Origin of the sequence: Kitasatospora atroaurantiaca (assembly GCF_007828955.1) — a bacterium.
Classification (GTDB): Bacteria; Actinomycetota; Actinomycetes; order Streptomycetales; family Streptomycetaceae; genus Kitasatospora; species Kitasatospora atroaurantiaca.
This window is the reverse complement of sequence record NZ_VIVR01000001.1, coordinates 7,804,350-7,816,376: the sequence shown is the minus strand read 5'-3', so window position 1 is coordinate 7,816,376 and position 12,027 is coordinate 7,804,350. Positions and strand designations below refer to the sequence as shown.

Below are 12,027 nucleotides of genomic sequence, written 5' to 3'. Positions count from 1 at the left end.
AGGCTCTGGAGCGGCTGCTGGCCGCCGAGGAAGGTGGGAAAGTCCGGGAGGTCGGGCGCATTGAGCCGGCGCGGCGGAGAAGCATCGTGAGCATGGTGATCGAGCGGGCGGGCTTTCGGTGCGAGAGCCCCGAGTGCGCGAACCCGGGCTTCTATGCGGAGAGCCACAAGGGTGGGCCGGTGCTGGAAGTCGATCACGTCGACGACTTGCAGTTCAAGGGTCCCGACCATCCGGCGAACATGATCGCCCTGTGTCCGAACTGCCATGCGGTGAAGACGCACGCCGTGGACGGCGACAGGCTTCGACGGCTGTTCGCGGTCGTGGTTCGCGAGCAGCACGCGAACGCAATGCTGGACGACTGCCCCGGCAGCAGCCCGCCTTCCGCGCCCTGACCGGGCGGAGTGGACGGCCCGGACGGGGCATGCCGACCGGGTTTCGACAAACACCGCCGACTGCTATGGAACCCGCTGGGTGGTAAAGAGCACGGCAGCCGGCTCGGTCCTGCAGGTCTCCACCGACGGCAGGGCCAAGCGCTACGACCCGAACGCCCACCACGCCCGCCGGCACCTGGTCTGCTCCGGCTGCGGGGACATCCGCGACGTCCACCCCCAGGGTGACCAGCTCTCCGCCCTCCCGGCTGCCGAACGCTTCGGGTTTGTCATCTCCAGCGCCGAGATCACCTACCGGGGCCTGTGCCCGGACTGCGCGGCCCGGACCCCGGTGTAGCCGGTCAGCTGTCGTACAGGCCGCGGCCTCCGCCGTCGGCGGCGCGCTCCAGCACGTCCGCCAGCTCCAGCGGCGCGGACAGCATCGGGTAGTGACCGGTCGACAGCTCGAAGAAGGTCACCCCGGGCTCGGCTAGCTTCGCGAACCGGGGCATCCCGGTGGCGTGCAGCGAACGGGCGAACACCACGTTCAACCCGCTCGCCAGGCAGAACACCCCGGTGGTCGGCACCCGCAGCCAGTCGCCGCTCAGCTCGACCGGCTCGGTGACCGTCCGCACCGGCTGCGGGGTGGCCAGCCGGAGCCAGCGATCGTGCTCCGCCTCCGGCACCCCGTGCACCGCCGGGATCTCCTTCGGCACCGGGACCACGTCCCCCGCAACCCCCGCCAGCAGGTCCAACTGCGGCATCGTCAGCACCATCGACTCGCCCGCCTCCGGGTAGCCGGTGTCCACGAACACCAGCCGCGACACCAGCTCCGGCCGCCGGTCCACCGCCGCGACGCACGGGAACGCGCCGTAGCTGTGCGCCACCAGCACCGTCCCCGGGCCCGCGGCGGCGAGCACCTCCGCCACCGCGTCCGCATGCGACGCCAGCCCGATCCCCGCCGCATCCTCCCCCGCGCGCTCCGCCAGCCCGGGCAGCGTCACCGCCACCGCCCGGTGTCCCTTGGCCTCCAGCTCGGCGGCCACCGCCTCCCACGCCCACGCGCCCATGAACAGGCCGGGCACCAGCACGAACGTCGCCATGACACACACCCCTCTCGGTAGCCGCACCCTGCGACCCGAGAGGGACGCTATAAGCTCCCCCAGGGGGAGATTCCAGCCCGCGCCGTGGGCAACTGCTGCGCGCCGAGCTCCGAGTGCAGCGCACCGAGCAGCCTCGCCGCCCGCTCCGCCGCCTCCGACCGTCCCCTTTGAGCGAGGATCGCGGCAGAAGTCCGGGGGTGCGAGGGTTGATGTCCCGGCCGGCCCGCGCGTACTCCGGTTGGTGCGCAGGAGAGCTGTGGCGGGTGCGGTGCTTCCCCGCTACGCCGGTGCGTCCAGGCCGAAATCGCCCTCGATGAAGCCGAGGCACAGGTGCCGCTCGCCCTGCTCGTGGGTGTAGCCGGTGCCAGCGCACACGCAGTCGCTGGGGTGGGCGGGGAGCGGCGCGCCACGGTGACAGGGCATCGGCTCCTCGTGCAGGGGGACGCCGTCGTCCTGCTGCGAGATGAGATCTGGATGGTCTCGCCGGTGCCGCCGCAGCCGCCCGAGCAGTCGAGTTCGTGCGGCCGGTCCGCGTACGCGCCTCGCAGCCAATACCGGGCCGCCTCCTCGTCTGCGGGCGGCGCCAGAGCGTCCAGGGTGCGTAGCCGGTTGGCTGCCTTCGCGCACTGGGCGACGCTGTGGATGTCGATGGGGCTCTGCAGAGCGACGATGTCGAGGGCGACGGCGTGCGGCAGGAGGTGGGCGCACTCGTACTCGCGCAGCTGCTCGTCGGAGACGATGCCTGGGGTCCGACGGTTGGTGGTGACCGCCTGCTGCCGCTGGAAGTAGCCGGTGGAGGCTTCCCGCATGAGGCGGCCGACGGACGGGGCGTCCGGGCAGGCGTTACGCATGGCAATGCCACGCTACTGCTTGAGCCTGCCGATGCATCGATCGACTGTGTTCCGAATCTTGCTACGTGGCGTGGTTGAACCTCGGTGGGCGTCCGCCCATGTAACGGAACCTACGCGCTGAGCAGTGCTGGTCGTTCGTCAGGCGGTGCTGGAGCGTTCCACCCGCCGGGGCGTGGTGAGCGGGGCCGGCCTCCGCAGGAGCGACCGGGGTGAGCGCGGCCGCCGGTGGGCACCGACAGGCTTGCAGGGGATGATCCGCAGCAGGTGGTACGCGGCGAGCTGGGTGAGCGCCCCGGCGGCCATTGCCACCCACACGCCGTTGACGCCGATCAGCCGGGAAAGTCCGTACCCGGCCGGGAGTTGGACCGCGAAGCCCAGTGCGGTGGCCAGGACCAGGGCCCGGCCGCGCCCCACCGCTTGGAGTACGCCGCCGAGGCCGACCACCAGCGCGTACGGCAGCAGGTAGAGGCACATCAGGCGGAGGAACGCGAGAGACTGCGCCGCCACCGCCGGGTCCCGGGTGAAGAGTGCGGTGAGCGGCGCGGCCGTGGCGGCGCACAGGGCGGTGGCCACCGCGCCCACCAGGGCGGCCAGGGTGGTCGTGTCCCGGGCCAGTGCGGGCAGTTGGTTCGCCCGGCCGGCTCCCGCGTGCCGCGCGGCCTCGATCCCGGCGGCCTGCCGGACGGCGTAGAACGCCATGGTCGCAACCAGGAGGGTCCGGTAGCCGATGCCGTACCCCGCCACCGCCGCGACGCCGAACGAGGCCACCAGGCCCAGCTGCACCATGCCGACCGCCATCCGAGTGGTGAAGTCGACACCGAAGGAGAGGCCCGCGGCCAGGATCTGACGCGCCGTCCGGAGCGACAGCCGCCCGGACATCCGGACCCGGCGGTGCAGCGCCAGGGCGACGGCTAGTGCCACGGTGCGGGAGGCGACCAGCGCCAGCGCGGCGCCCGGCACCCCGAGAGCGGGCAGCGGTCCGGCGCCGAAGATGAGCAACGGGTCGAGCGCGAACAGCAGCAGGTTGCCAAGCAGTGCGGTCCGCATCGGCGTCCGGGTGTCACCCGATCCCTTGAAGAGGTCGTCGGCCACCTTCTGGGCGAAGAACACCGCCAGGCCCGGGAACGCGACGGCCAGGTAGCCGGCGGCCAGTGCGACCGCCGGTCCATCGAGGAAGAGCCGGGCCACGGGCTCGCGGTACAGCATCCCGGGTACGGCTAGGGCGGCCGAGCCCAGACCGCACAGCCACCAGGCGGTCCGGGCGACCCGGCCCGCCTCGGCGGTGTCCTCGGCGCCGCGGGCCCGGGACAGCTGGAGGCTGGTGCCGGAGCTGACGACCAGGACCAGCCCGAGCAGCAGGTGCTCGATGCCGGTGGCCAGGGTGACCGCGGCGACCGCGGGACCGCCGAGGCGGGCCAGCCAGAACGTGGTGATGATCGACGCGATCACGCCTGACAGCAATTCGACGTAGACCGGCCAGGCGAGCCCGGCCAGCCGCGACACATGTCCCCGCACGACTTACTTCCCCCGAAACATCGTCAATGTGCCTCTGACGAGGGCACATCCACTAGAGGTACCGGTGGCGGGCGAGGGCCGCCAAGGTGCGAAAGTACAAGATCGAAAGTGGTTGCCGGTGGCGGCCTTGGCGATCTCCGCAGCGGCGCCGGTGTCAGGGGCCGACGGGCAGCCGCCGCATGTGGTCCCTGAGGCGATAGCGGTGGACGAGCGGTCGAAGGCCCGCTCGTCCACCCCGGAGGTGTACCGGTCCGGAGCTCGATTTCTGGCACAGGCGTTCTCCCTGCTCACATGCTCCGGACAACCCGAAGGGACTGGCGGCAACAGTCGCACCGGACAAGAAGAAGATCACGGTCTACCAGCGGCAGGCTCTACGGCCTCCGATGTCTCTCCGCACGGGCCGCGGCCCATGCCGGTCACGGGGGGCGGGCGCCCGGAAGCACGGTGGCGGGCCGCACGCAGCCTTCACACACGACCCGCCACCGGACGGACCTGTTGGACCCAATGCCCCTGACTGATAGCCACCCCTGCAGCGGCCACCAGGTGCGGCTGACGCCTTCGCCCCGGAGGGTGGGGTGGTGAGCATCGTCGTACTACTCGAACCCGAACTCGTGCGCGCTTCCGCATTGGGTGACACCACGGACTACGTCGAGGGCGTGCGTGCCGTACATGCAGCGCCGGCCGACCCATCCGTACCCGGGAACCCGGACGACCTGACGTTCTGCGGTATGGACACCGGCCGAATGCGGAGAGACCCGTACCAGGCTCCTCAGCCCGGCGCGACGTGGTACCCGCCCAAGTGGCGGGGGAAGGTGTGCTCAGCCTGCGACAGAGTCCTCCGCGCGTCCTGAGGTCACGCGGAACCCTGCCGGTCCTGACCGTCGAGGTTTCCGGCGTGGCCGACACCGGATGTGCCGGGCGACTCGAGCCATGGATGGGCCCGTTGGACCCAATAGCCCTGACGCACCCCAGCAGTGGTCTACGCAGCGGCGCGCTCCAGCTCGGCGAGCTCGCGTTCGGCGCTGTGGAGCTTCGCGACCAGGTCGGCGAAACCGGGGTTGATGCTGGTCCGGTAGTGTGCGAAATCCCGTGGGTTCCCGTCAGTCGGTGATCACACAGCATCGATCCGACCAGGGGTTTCACGGTCGCTGGCGTGTGGTTCGATGTGGAGATCATGACGGTTCGTCGGGAATCCTGAAGAACCATCATGATCCGTTCGGGCCGTCCGTGCCTTCGCGCCGTACCGACCTGGGACAACACGGTCAATCCGAGGGATGGACACTCACGCGAACCCACGGGATATCGCACAAGGGGCTGCCGCGGTGGTCGATGTGGGCACCGGGGGCCAGGCCAGCGAGGTACGTGTCCGCGTCGGAGTACGGCTCGCCGTTCGGCACCATCGCCGTACGCGCCGCCCCGGACCCGCACCAGGGTGGGCGCGGTCTCCAGCTGCCGGGCGAAAGCGTCGCCGAGCGCGGCCGCGGTGAGCGGGTGCCGGCCGCGCTCCCGGCAGTAGCGGCTCCACACACGGAAGCGCCGGGCGTACGTCCTGCGGGTGTTCGGGCCGCGATGGTGCGCGATCCACGCGCCGACGCCGTCCGGCATCACGTCGTCCTCACCCCAGACCGCCGCCAGGTCCTCCCTCAGCCGACGGGCCTCGACGGGCTCATCCGGGGCGATGTCCTCGGGCCGAACTCGGATCAGGTGCCGCTCCATGTGGGCTGTCGGTTGCGTGTTGCCAGTCGTGGATGATCTGCAGGTTGAGGGTGCAGATCATCAGCGCGATCAGGATGGTCTGGGCGGCCCGGCCGTGAGTGAGGCGCTTCTTCGGCTCGGCGATGTCGATGCGGTGGCTCTTGGCCCCGTTGATGCCCTCGTTGTTCGCGCGGACGGGCTTGAATGCGTCGTGCCAGGCGGGGCTGAGTAGGGGCAGGTCCTACCGGAGCTTGTCGAGTCTGCCCAGGTAGCCGGGGCGGACGGTGATCGTTGGCTTGCGGCAGATCCTCGGCAATTCCTTCTCCGGTGGAGGCCGCATCCGCTCGGTAGGGTCGATCTGGGCGGCCAGTTTCGCCGCCGGGTGAGCGGCGGTCGACCGCGCGTCGGTGAGGTCGATCACCGCAGGCGTCCGGCGGCTGGGCGGGTGGAGCCGGTTGAAGCGCGGGCAGGTGATCGACGGGGAGGACCCGGCGGCCGGGCATTGCTGCCGGATGGTGGGACGGGTCGGGGCCCTGTTTGAGCTTGAGGAAGAACGGCTCACGGGCGGCGATCTGCCGGGCGAGATCGTCTGGCATATCGCGGACCCGGGCGTCGTCCAGGCCGGTGGTCGCGGCGGCGGCATGGTTGGGGATGAGCGGGCAGGCAAGGTGACCGTCGACGAGGACGGCGCCCAGATGGGTGCCCTGGATGCCGCGCTGGTCCTGCTTGTAGTCCAGGGCGACTGCTGACCGACAATCCGGAAGCCTGGCCAGGCGACCCCGCCGTCGAGCCCGGGGTGGAGGCAGCGCGGCAGATCTCCGCCCGCCTCGCCGTCGCCCTCACCGAGTGCGGGTGGAGTCTGCGACAGGCCGCCGCCGCGTCCGGGGTGAACCGGCAGGCCATCGCCAAACCTGCTGGCCGGCACATCATGGCCGGACGTGGCCACTGTCGCCCGCCTCGCCTCGGCGCTGGATGCCGGGCTATGGCCGGACGGGAGCAGGGCTGATCGAACCGTGGGGCATTGAGCCTCGATTCCGTCCCGGCCGCGAACGTATGCGACCGGGAGTGGACGTACTCGCGGCACTGCCCGTCCGAGCGTGCGTATCGCCCTGAGCTCGAAGATGCATAAGCCGCTTAGCGGTAGCTGACGCACCATCGGCGCCCGTCGGGGCTGGACCCCCGGCGGCGCCACCTGATCTCTCCTCACCTCAACCCGGGCGCCTCCCCACCGGCCGGTGCCGCAAGGGCGGCCTGCGGGGCGATCTGGAAGGCCCCGGGCTCCACCTCGATGGCTTTGCCCTCCTTGACCAGACGCTTGCACCGGCCCCGAGTCGTCTCGATCCGCGCGGGAGAGACGTCCTCGCCGATGACCGACGCGATCTCCCGAGCCCGCATCACCCGCCCCGAGGTGGCCAGCAACGCGAGGATCCGCTCCAGCCCCTCCGCCCACTCCAGCCGTCCCGCAACCATCACTGGCTGGGTCCGCCGAGCAACTGGCGGTCCCAGAGCAACGGGTTGAGCGTTGAACCGGGAAGTGAGGACGGCAAGCCTCGCCTCCAGCTCATCCAGCTACGAACTCGCTCCCAGGGAGCAAGCCCCTGCTGTTAGGCTCCGCCACCGAATCGTCGCTGACCCTTTGGGGGGAACATATGAATGACCGACACATGGACAAGCTCAGAACGGCAGCCCTGGCAGGAGCTGTGATCCTTCTCGGCTCAGGTTGTTCCTCGGCGCACGGCAGCACCCACACGGCCGACGCCTCGGTCCGGCCGACGGCGCCGACTACAACGTCGCCGAGCGCAGCGGACGCCAATTCCAGCCCCGCAGAGGCACTTTGCCATGCGCTCATTACTGATCAGGACCTTCCGCCAGGCTTCGGAAGCACCTCAACGGCAGCTCCATGCAGTGACGATTCCAAGCTCCAGGCCACCGGTTTCGTAGGGCAGCACGGCGGCTTGGAAATGATCAATGAGGAGCTCGAGCGCACGGACAGCGCCGAGAACGCCGCCTCCCGACTCCCGCAGCTCGTCGCCGAGCTCAACCTGCTGGCCCATAACCCTTCAGAGCAGGACCCGGCCCAGTTCCGCGACCTCGGGGACGAGGCCCGTTACTTCACACAGCACTACGAGCAGACCTACTGGAACACCCTCTACATCAGGCGCGGGAAGCTCCTCGTGTACCTGAGTGTCACCAAGTACGGCCCCTTCACACCAGCAGACATGCACCTTTTGGCGTCCAAAGCCGTCAAGCGGGCCGAGTCCTTGAGGTGAGATCGGGACGTCCGGTGCTCGCGAAGTCGAGCAGGCCCAAGTCGGGAAAGGATCACTTCACGGCCGGGAAACGATCTTCGGCAGCCTCGTTCACCGCCGGTCAGGCCGACTCGTGAACAGACCTCCAGGGTCGGAGCCCGGGATTAGCATCCGCTCATGAACCCTGAGCTCCTGTCTGCTGAACCCTGAGCTCCTGTCTGCCGTCGAGATCCCATTTCCGTCAGGCCGGATGATCACATCAGACGAAGGCGATGGAGACGTTCAGGCCCTCTGGATGAGCGACGGACCAGCCACCGCCGATCTGTGGGCACGGATGCACGCAGATCGCACCCGCACGGGCCTGTGGCCTCTGCTGCTTGACTCCAGAGACCCTCACGACAGCGAGTTCAGGCCTTGGTGTCGGCGTACAGGGAAAACACGCGTACGCCGACATGGGGTGTCGGGCGGCCGAGCGACGGAAGCCACAAGCGGCAGAACCTTGAAAGCCACACCCTCCACCCCTGGGTGGGCCAACCATACGAAGGGCTTGCCCGTCCCGGTCAACAACGTAGGGAACCTTGACCGGTTGTCGCTGTACCTTGACCCCTGTCGCCGGCCCGTGAGGACGGTCACGACAGTTGCCATGGGCGGAGCTTGTCCGGATTGCGCACCGCCCAGATGTGCGTGATCCGGTCGTCGTCGGCGACCTCGAACGCGAACACCGTCTCGATCCGGCCCTCGGACTCAACCGCAAGGCCCGGCAGCCCGTTGACGGTGCGCTCGAGGATCGTGCGGGGCGGCGCGAACCGGGCGATCGTGAGGTAGAGGTGGGCGATCTGCTCTGCGCCCTCGATCGGCAGCAGGTGGGCGATGGCGCGGCCACCGCCGTCGGAGATCGCGGTGGCGCCTGGGTCGAGCAGGCTCAGCAGGGCCTCGATGTCCTGCGCCTCCCAGGCCGCCTTGAATCGCCGGACGACGCTCGCCTGCCGGGCCGCGTTCGGGCTCGCCTCGGTCCGGGCGGCGGTGATGCGACGGCGGGCCGAGGACGCCAGTTGACGGCACGCCGCCGGGCTGCGGCCGACGATCTCGGCCACCTCGGCGAACGGGTAGCGGAAGATGTCGTGCAGCACAAACGCGACCCGCTCGGCTGGGGTCATCGACTCGAAGACGACCAGGAAGGCCATGGTCACCGACTCGTCGAGGGTGATCCGGTCAGCCGGGTCTGCCCCGGGGCCGCCTGCCGCCCCGGCGATCCACTCGGCCGGGTCGGGCAGCGGCTCTGGGATCCATTCGCCGACGTAGGTCTCCCGCCGGGTGCGCGCCGAGCCGAGCAGGGTCAGGCAGATGCGGCTGGCCACCTTCGTCAGCCAGGCGCCCGGGGACTCGACGGCCTCCTGCTGCGCCCGGGACATCGCGTACCAGCGGGTGTAGGTCTCCTGGACGACGTCCTCCGCGTCGGCCAGGGACCCGAGCATCCGGTAGGCGAGATTGAGCAGTTGTCGCCGCTCGCTCATGATCCTGCTCAGTCCCGGGTCCCGCTGCTCGTCTGCCTGCCGCTGTGCCTGTCCCGACGGGGTGGTCATACGCTCTCCGGCTCCCTCGCTCACGTTCCCTCTTCCATTACGACGAATCAGAGCGGCGGAATGTGAGGTCGGCGGCTCGCCTCACATTCGGCGGGGCTGCGTTGTCGGACTGGTGAAGGCGACTGCACCATCCACAGAACAGGTAGATCAGCATGAACGACTTCCAGGAGATCGCTGACCGCGTCGAGATCGAGGCGCTGCGCGGCGAGTTCACCGACGCGGCGATGATGCGCGACCGCGCCCGACTCGCCGCGCTGTTCACCCCCGACGGGGTTCTGCGCATGCCCAACGTCCCGGTCGAGCTCATCGGCCGGGAGGAGATCCGGACCGGTGGCGAACGCCTGCAAAGCCAGTGGGACTTCTTCGTGCAGAACAGCCACCCGGGCACAGTCCGGATCGACGGCGATGCCGCCACGGGTCGCACGTACATACAGGAGATCGCGCGTGTGCTCGACGGCCAATCGGGCCTGAACTTCGCCATCTACCACGACACCTACCGGCGTACTCCGGAGGGATGGAAGTTCGCCGAGCGGGTCTACGAGGTCAGGTACGTCGACACCACCCCGCTGCGGGGTTTTGCGCCCGACCCCGACGCTCAGGCGCACGGCTCCGGCAAGGCCGGAGACACCGGTCGGGCATCGGGTGCCGGTGAGGCGGACGCACCGGCCACCGGGGCGGCCGCCGACTACAGCGCACCGGCGTCCGCCGAACGGCTGGACCGCGCGATCGCCGCGCTGCGGGCGAACGGCTTTACCGCCGAACTGCTCGACGACGCCGCGGCGGCCCGCGCCCGCATCAAGGATCTGATACCGGAGGGCGCGGGCGTGTTCACCGGGGCCAGCGAGACACTTCGGCTCTCCGGCATCGCGCAGGACATCGAGACGGGCGACCGCTACCAGGCCATCCGGCCGCGCGTGCTGAAGATGGACCGCGCCACCGAGTCCGACCAGATCCGCCGACTGGCCGCCACCCCCGACGTCTTCGTCGCCAGCGTCACGGCCGTCACCGAGACCGGCTCACTCGTCCTCGCCTCCGGCAGCGGCAGCCAGCTGCCCGCCTCCGGCGGCGCAGCAAGGGCGATCTGGGTCGTCGGGGCACAGAAGGTGGTGCCCGACCTGAACACCGCACTGCGCCGGGTCGAGGAGCACGCCCTCCCGCTGGAAACCGCCCGCGCCAAGGCGGTCTACGGGCAACCGAGCGCGGTCAACCGTCTGCTCGTCCTCAACGCCGAGCCGCGGCCCGGGCGCGGCACCGTCCTGCTGCTGCGCGAGGCCATCGGATTCTGACATCCCGCGCGGCAAGGACGTCAGAACGCCGCGGGGGCGAACGGCGAACCGCATCGGGCTCGCCGTCCGCCCCGCGCCCTGCCCTATGCGGGTGCTGCCGCGTCGATTCCTCCTTCGGTTGCCCTGGGCCGCGCACCGCACTGCCAGCCTGAGCTGCGGCAATCAAACTTCGCTGGCACAAACCGACGGTGGTCAAAGTTCAGTGGCAACCAATCAAGATTCCATGGCACAGGACACACGAGAACCATGGACGGGTGATGTTCGCGAGTTTCGACGTCACCGGGGTACTTGCCAGGTCAGCATCGGGAGTGCTCCTGGTGAAAGGCTCTGGTCATGTCGCAGATGCCGAACGGTTGCTGCCGGGTGCCGCGCCGCTCAAGCGGCCACGGTCGTCTGCCGCCGTACTGACCCGTAGTCAAAAGATCTTGGTCGCTGCTATCGTGCCTACGGCAGATCGCAGGGATGTACGAAACGGAGACTCATGCGCAAGTCAAAGCGGATAGCGGCCCTCGCGCTCAGCGTTCTGAGCATGGCCGCAGGAATGGTGTCCGTGGCCGCTCCGGCCGAGGCGGCCACGACGCCGAGTGGGGCCTGCGGCAGCGGCTACTACCTGATCGACCAGCACGCCCTCGGCACGGTGGCCGACATCTACCTGTTCTACAACGGGTCGAGCAACTGCGCCGTCACCTGGAAGCGGAACCCGAACGGGACCACCAGGTACGACCTGCGGGTGCACATCGAGCGGCAGAGCGACCTCAAGGAGGCCCCCGACGGGGGCTACTACCTCTACTACGCCGGCCCGGTGAAGCTCAGTGCCGCAGGCACGTGCATCTCGTGGGGCGGCTACGCGGAAGGCATCAGCTGGGCATCTGGCTGGTCGCACTGCGGCTGATCGGTGAACGGGGCCCCGGAGGCCCGGGGCTCGGGAAGCTGCGACCAGAGGCGAAATCACCGCCAGGTGATGTCATCTCTGGTGAACCCCCGCAGCACTCAAGATCGCCAACTCCAGCTCGATGAACGCCCGCAGGTGGATCCGGCCCTCGAGGGTCGAGGCCGTGTAACGCATCAGGGCGTCGGCGCGCAGTGCGTCCCTACGCCGGTCGGAGAGACGGTGGTAGACCTCCGGCACCCAGTCCAGCGGACCGTATTCGTCACGGCGCTTGCGGGCGTCGCGCAGGAACAGCAGGTGGGCCCGGAACACGTCCTCGGTGTGCGCCGCGTTGAGCAGAGCCCGGTCGGCGTCCAGTCTCGGGACGGGGCTGTCCAGGCCTGCCAGTTCGGGGAACTCGCCCGCGATCTCTCGGCCGGCGTCGGTGAGGAACCAGGTCCGCAGGCGGCCGGGGAAGTACTGCCGGATCACGTGATTGAACCGCCCCG

12 protein-coding genes and 1 pseudogene are annotated in these 12,027 nt (G+C 69.6%); 6 read left to right on the top strand and 7 right to left on the bottom strand.

Annotation, left to right across the window (positions count from 1 at the left end; translation table 11 throughout):
* Positions 1-92 precede the first annotated feature (92 nt).
* Both FB465_RS35085 and FB465_RS35080 read left to right on the top strand, forming a co-directional pair.
* Entirely contained in the window at positions 93-392 is a 300-nt protein-coding gene (locus FB465_RS35085) for an HNH endonuclease signature motif containing protein (RefSeq protein ID WP_246193389.1), read from the top strand.
* 106 nt (positions 393-498) lie between these two features.
* Positions 499-726 (top strand): annotated as a pseudogene (locus tag FB465_RS35080) (transcriptional repressor); the annotation flags it as partial.
* Positions 727-730: 4 nt separating this feature from the next.
* Here the strand turns inward: FB465_RS35080 and FB465_RS35075 are convergent.
* From FB465_RS35075 to FB465_RS35065, 4 genes are all read right to left on the bottom strand, one after another.
* The gene (locus FB465_RS35075; RefSeq protein ID WP_145796991.1) at positions 731-1,471 is read right to left on the bottom strand and encodes an alpha/beta fold hydrolase; all 741 of its coding nucleotides are present in this window, start codon (positions 1,469-1,471) and stop codon (positions 731-733) included.
* 279 nt (positions 1,472-1,750) lie between these two features.
* Complete coding sequence (locus tag FB465_RS36165; RefSeq protein ID WP_170290772.1) at positions 1,751-1,894, bottom strand: hypothetical protein; 144 nt, start codon at positions 1,892-1,894, stop codon at positions 1,751-1,753.
* A 566-nt stretch (positions 1,895-2,460) separates the two neighbouring features.
* Positions 2,461-3,837 carry an MATE family efflux transporter gene (locus FB465_RS35070; RefSeq protein WP_145796990.1) on the bottom strand — a complete coding sequence of 459 codons (1,377 nt, stop codon included), beginning with the start codon at positions 3,835-3,837 and terminating at the stop codon, positions 2,461-2,463.
* A 1,936-nt stretch (positions 3,838-5,773) separates the two neighbouring features.
* On the bottom strand, positions 5,774-5,953 hold the full coding sequence (locus tag FB465_RS35065) for a hypothetical protein (RefSeq protein WP_145796989.1): 180 nt from the start codon (positions 5,951-5,953) through the stop codon (positions 5,774-5,776).
* Between the two features lie 34 nt (positions 5,954-5,987).
* Between FB465_RS35065 and FB465_RS35060 the strand changes: the two genes are divergently transcribed.
* Entirely contained in the window at positions 5,988-6,281 is a 294-nt protein-coding gene (locus tag FB465_RS35060; RefSeq protein ID WP_145796988.1) for a hypothetical protein, read from the top strand.
* A 454-nt stretch (positions 6,282-6,735) separates the two neighbouring features.
* Here the strand turns inward: FB465_RS35060 and FB465_RS35050 are convergent, their stop codons facing one another.
* On the bottom strand, positions 6,736-7,002 hold the full coding sequence (locus FB465_RS35050; RefSeq protein WP_145796987.1) for a hypothetical protein: 267 nt from the start codon (positions 7,000-7,002) through the stop codon (positions 6,736-6,738).
* Positions 7,003-7,196: 194 nt separating this feature from the next.
* On the opposite strand from FB465_RS35050, the gene FB465_RS35045 reads away from it, so the two are divergent.
* Positions 7,197-7,802, top strand: coding sequence for a hypothetical protein (locus tag FB465_RS35045; protein WP_145796986.1), 606 nt, complete (start codon positions 7,197-7,199; stop codon positions 7,800-7,802).
* A 608-nt stretch (positions 7,803-8,410) separates the two neighbouring features.
* On the opposite strand, the gene sigJ is transcribed toward FB465_RS35045, so the two are convergent.
* Positions 8,411-9,364 (bottom strand): RNA polymerase sigma factor SigJ, encoded by a 954-nt coding sequence (gene sigJ, locus FB465_RS35040; protein ID WP_145796985.1) that lies wholly within the window; start codon positions 9,362-9,364, stop codon positions 8,411-8,413.
* Positions 9,365-9,516: 152 nt separating this feature from the next.
* On the opposite strand from sigJ, the gene FB465_RS35035 reads away from it, so the two are divergent.
* The gene (locus FB465_RS35035; RefSeq protein WP_145796984.1) at positions 9,517-10,650 is read left to right on the top strand and encodes an LUD domain-containing protein; all 1,134 of its coding nucleotides are present in this window, start codon (positions 9,517-9,519) and stop codon (positions 10,648-10,650) included.
* A gap of 481 nt (positions 10,651-11,131) precedes the next feature.
* Positions 11,132-11,542, top strand: coding sequence for a hypothetical protein (locus tag FB465_RS35030; protein WP_145796983.1), 411 nt, complete (start codon positions 11,132-11,134; stop codon positions 11,540-11,542).
* 72 nt (positions 11,543-11,614) lie between these two features.
* Here FB465_RS35030 and FB465_RS35025 read toward each other — a convergent pair whose 3' ends face one another.
* Complete coding sequence (locus FB465_RS35025) at positions 11,615-12,010, bottom strand: hypothetical protein (protein WP_145796982.1); 396 nt, start codon at positions 12,008-12,010, stop codon at positions 11,615-11,617.
* Positions 12,011-12,027 lie beyond the last annotated feature (17 nt).

Excerpts from the sequence above, each read along its gene's own strand:
- FB465_RS35085 (WP_246193389.1), top strand. The coding sequence starts at position 93 with ATGGTGATCGAGCGGGCGGGCTTTCGGTGCGAGAGCCCCGAGTGCGCG.
- FB465_RS35075 (WP_145796991.1), bottom strand. The coding sequence starts at position 1,471 with ATGGCGACGTTCGTGCTGGTGCCCGGCCTGTTCATGGGCGCGTGGGCG.
- FB465_RS36165 (WP_170290772.1), bottom strand. The coding sequence starts at position 1,894 with ATGCCCTGTCACCGTGGCGCGCCGCTCCCCGCCCACCCCAGCGACTGC.
- FB465_RS35050 (WP_145796987.1), bottom strand. The coding sequence starts at position 7,002 with ATGGTTGCGGGACGGCTGGAGTGGGCGGAGGGGCTGGAGCGGATCCTC.
- FB465_RS35045 (WP_145796986.1), top strand. The coding sequence starts at position 7,197 with ATGGACAAGCTCAGAACGGCAGCCCTGGCAGGAGCTGTGATCCTTCTC.
- sigJ (WP_145796985.1), bottom strand. The coding sequence starts at position 9,364 with ATGACCACCCCGTCGGGACAGGCACAGCGGCAGGCAGACGAGCAGCGG.
- FB465_RS35035 (WP_145796984.1), top strand. The coding sequence starts at position 9,517 with ATGAACGACTTCCAGGAGATCGCTGACCGCGTCGAGATCGAGGCGCTG.
- FB465_RS35030 (WP_145796983.1), top strand. The coding sequence starts at position 11,132 with ATGCGCAAGTCAAAGCGGATAGCGGCCCTCGCGCTCAGCGTTCTGAGC.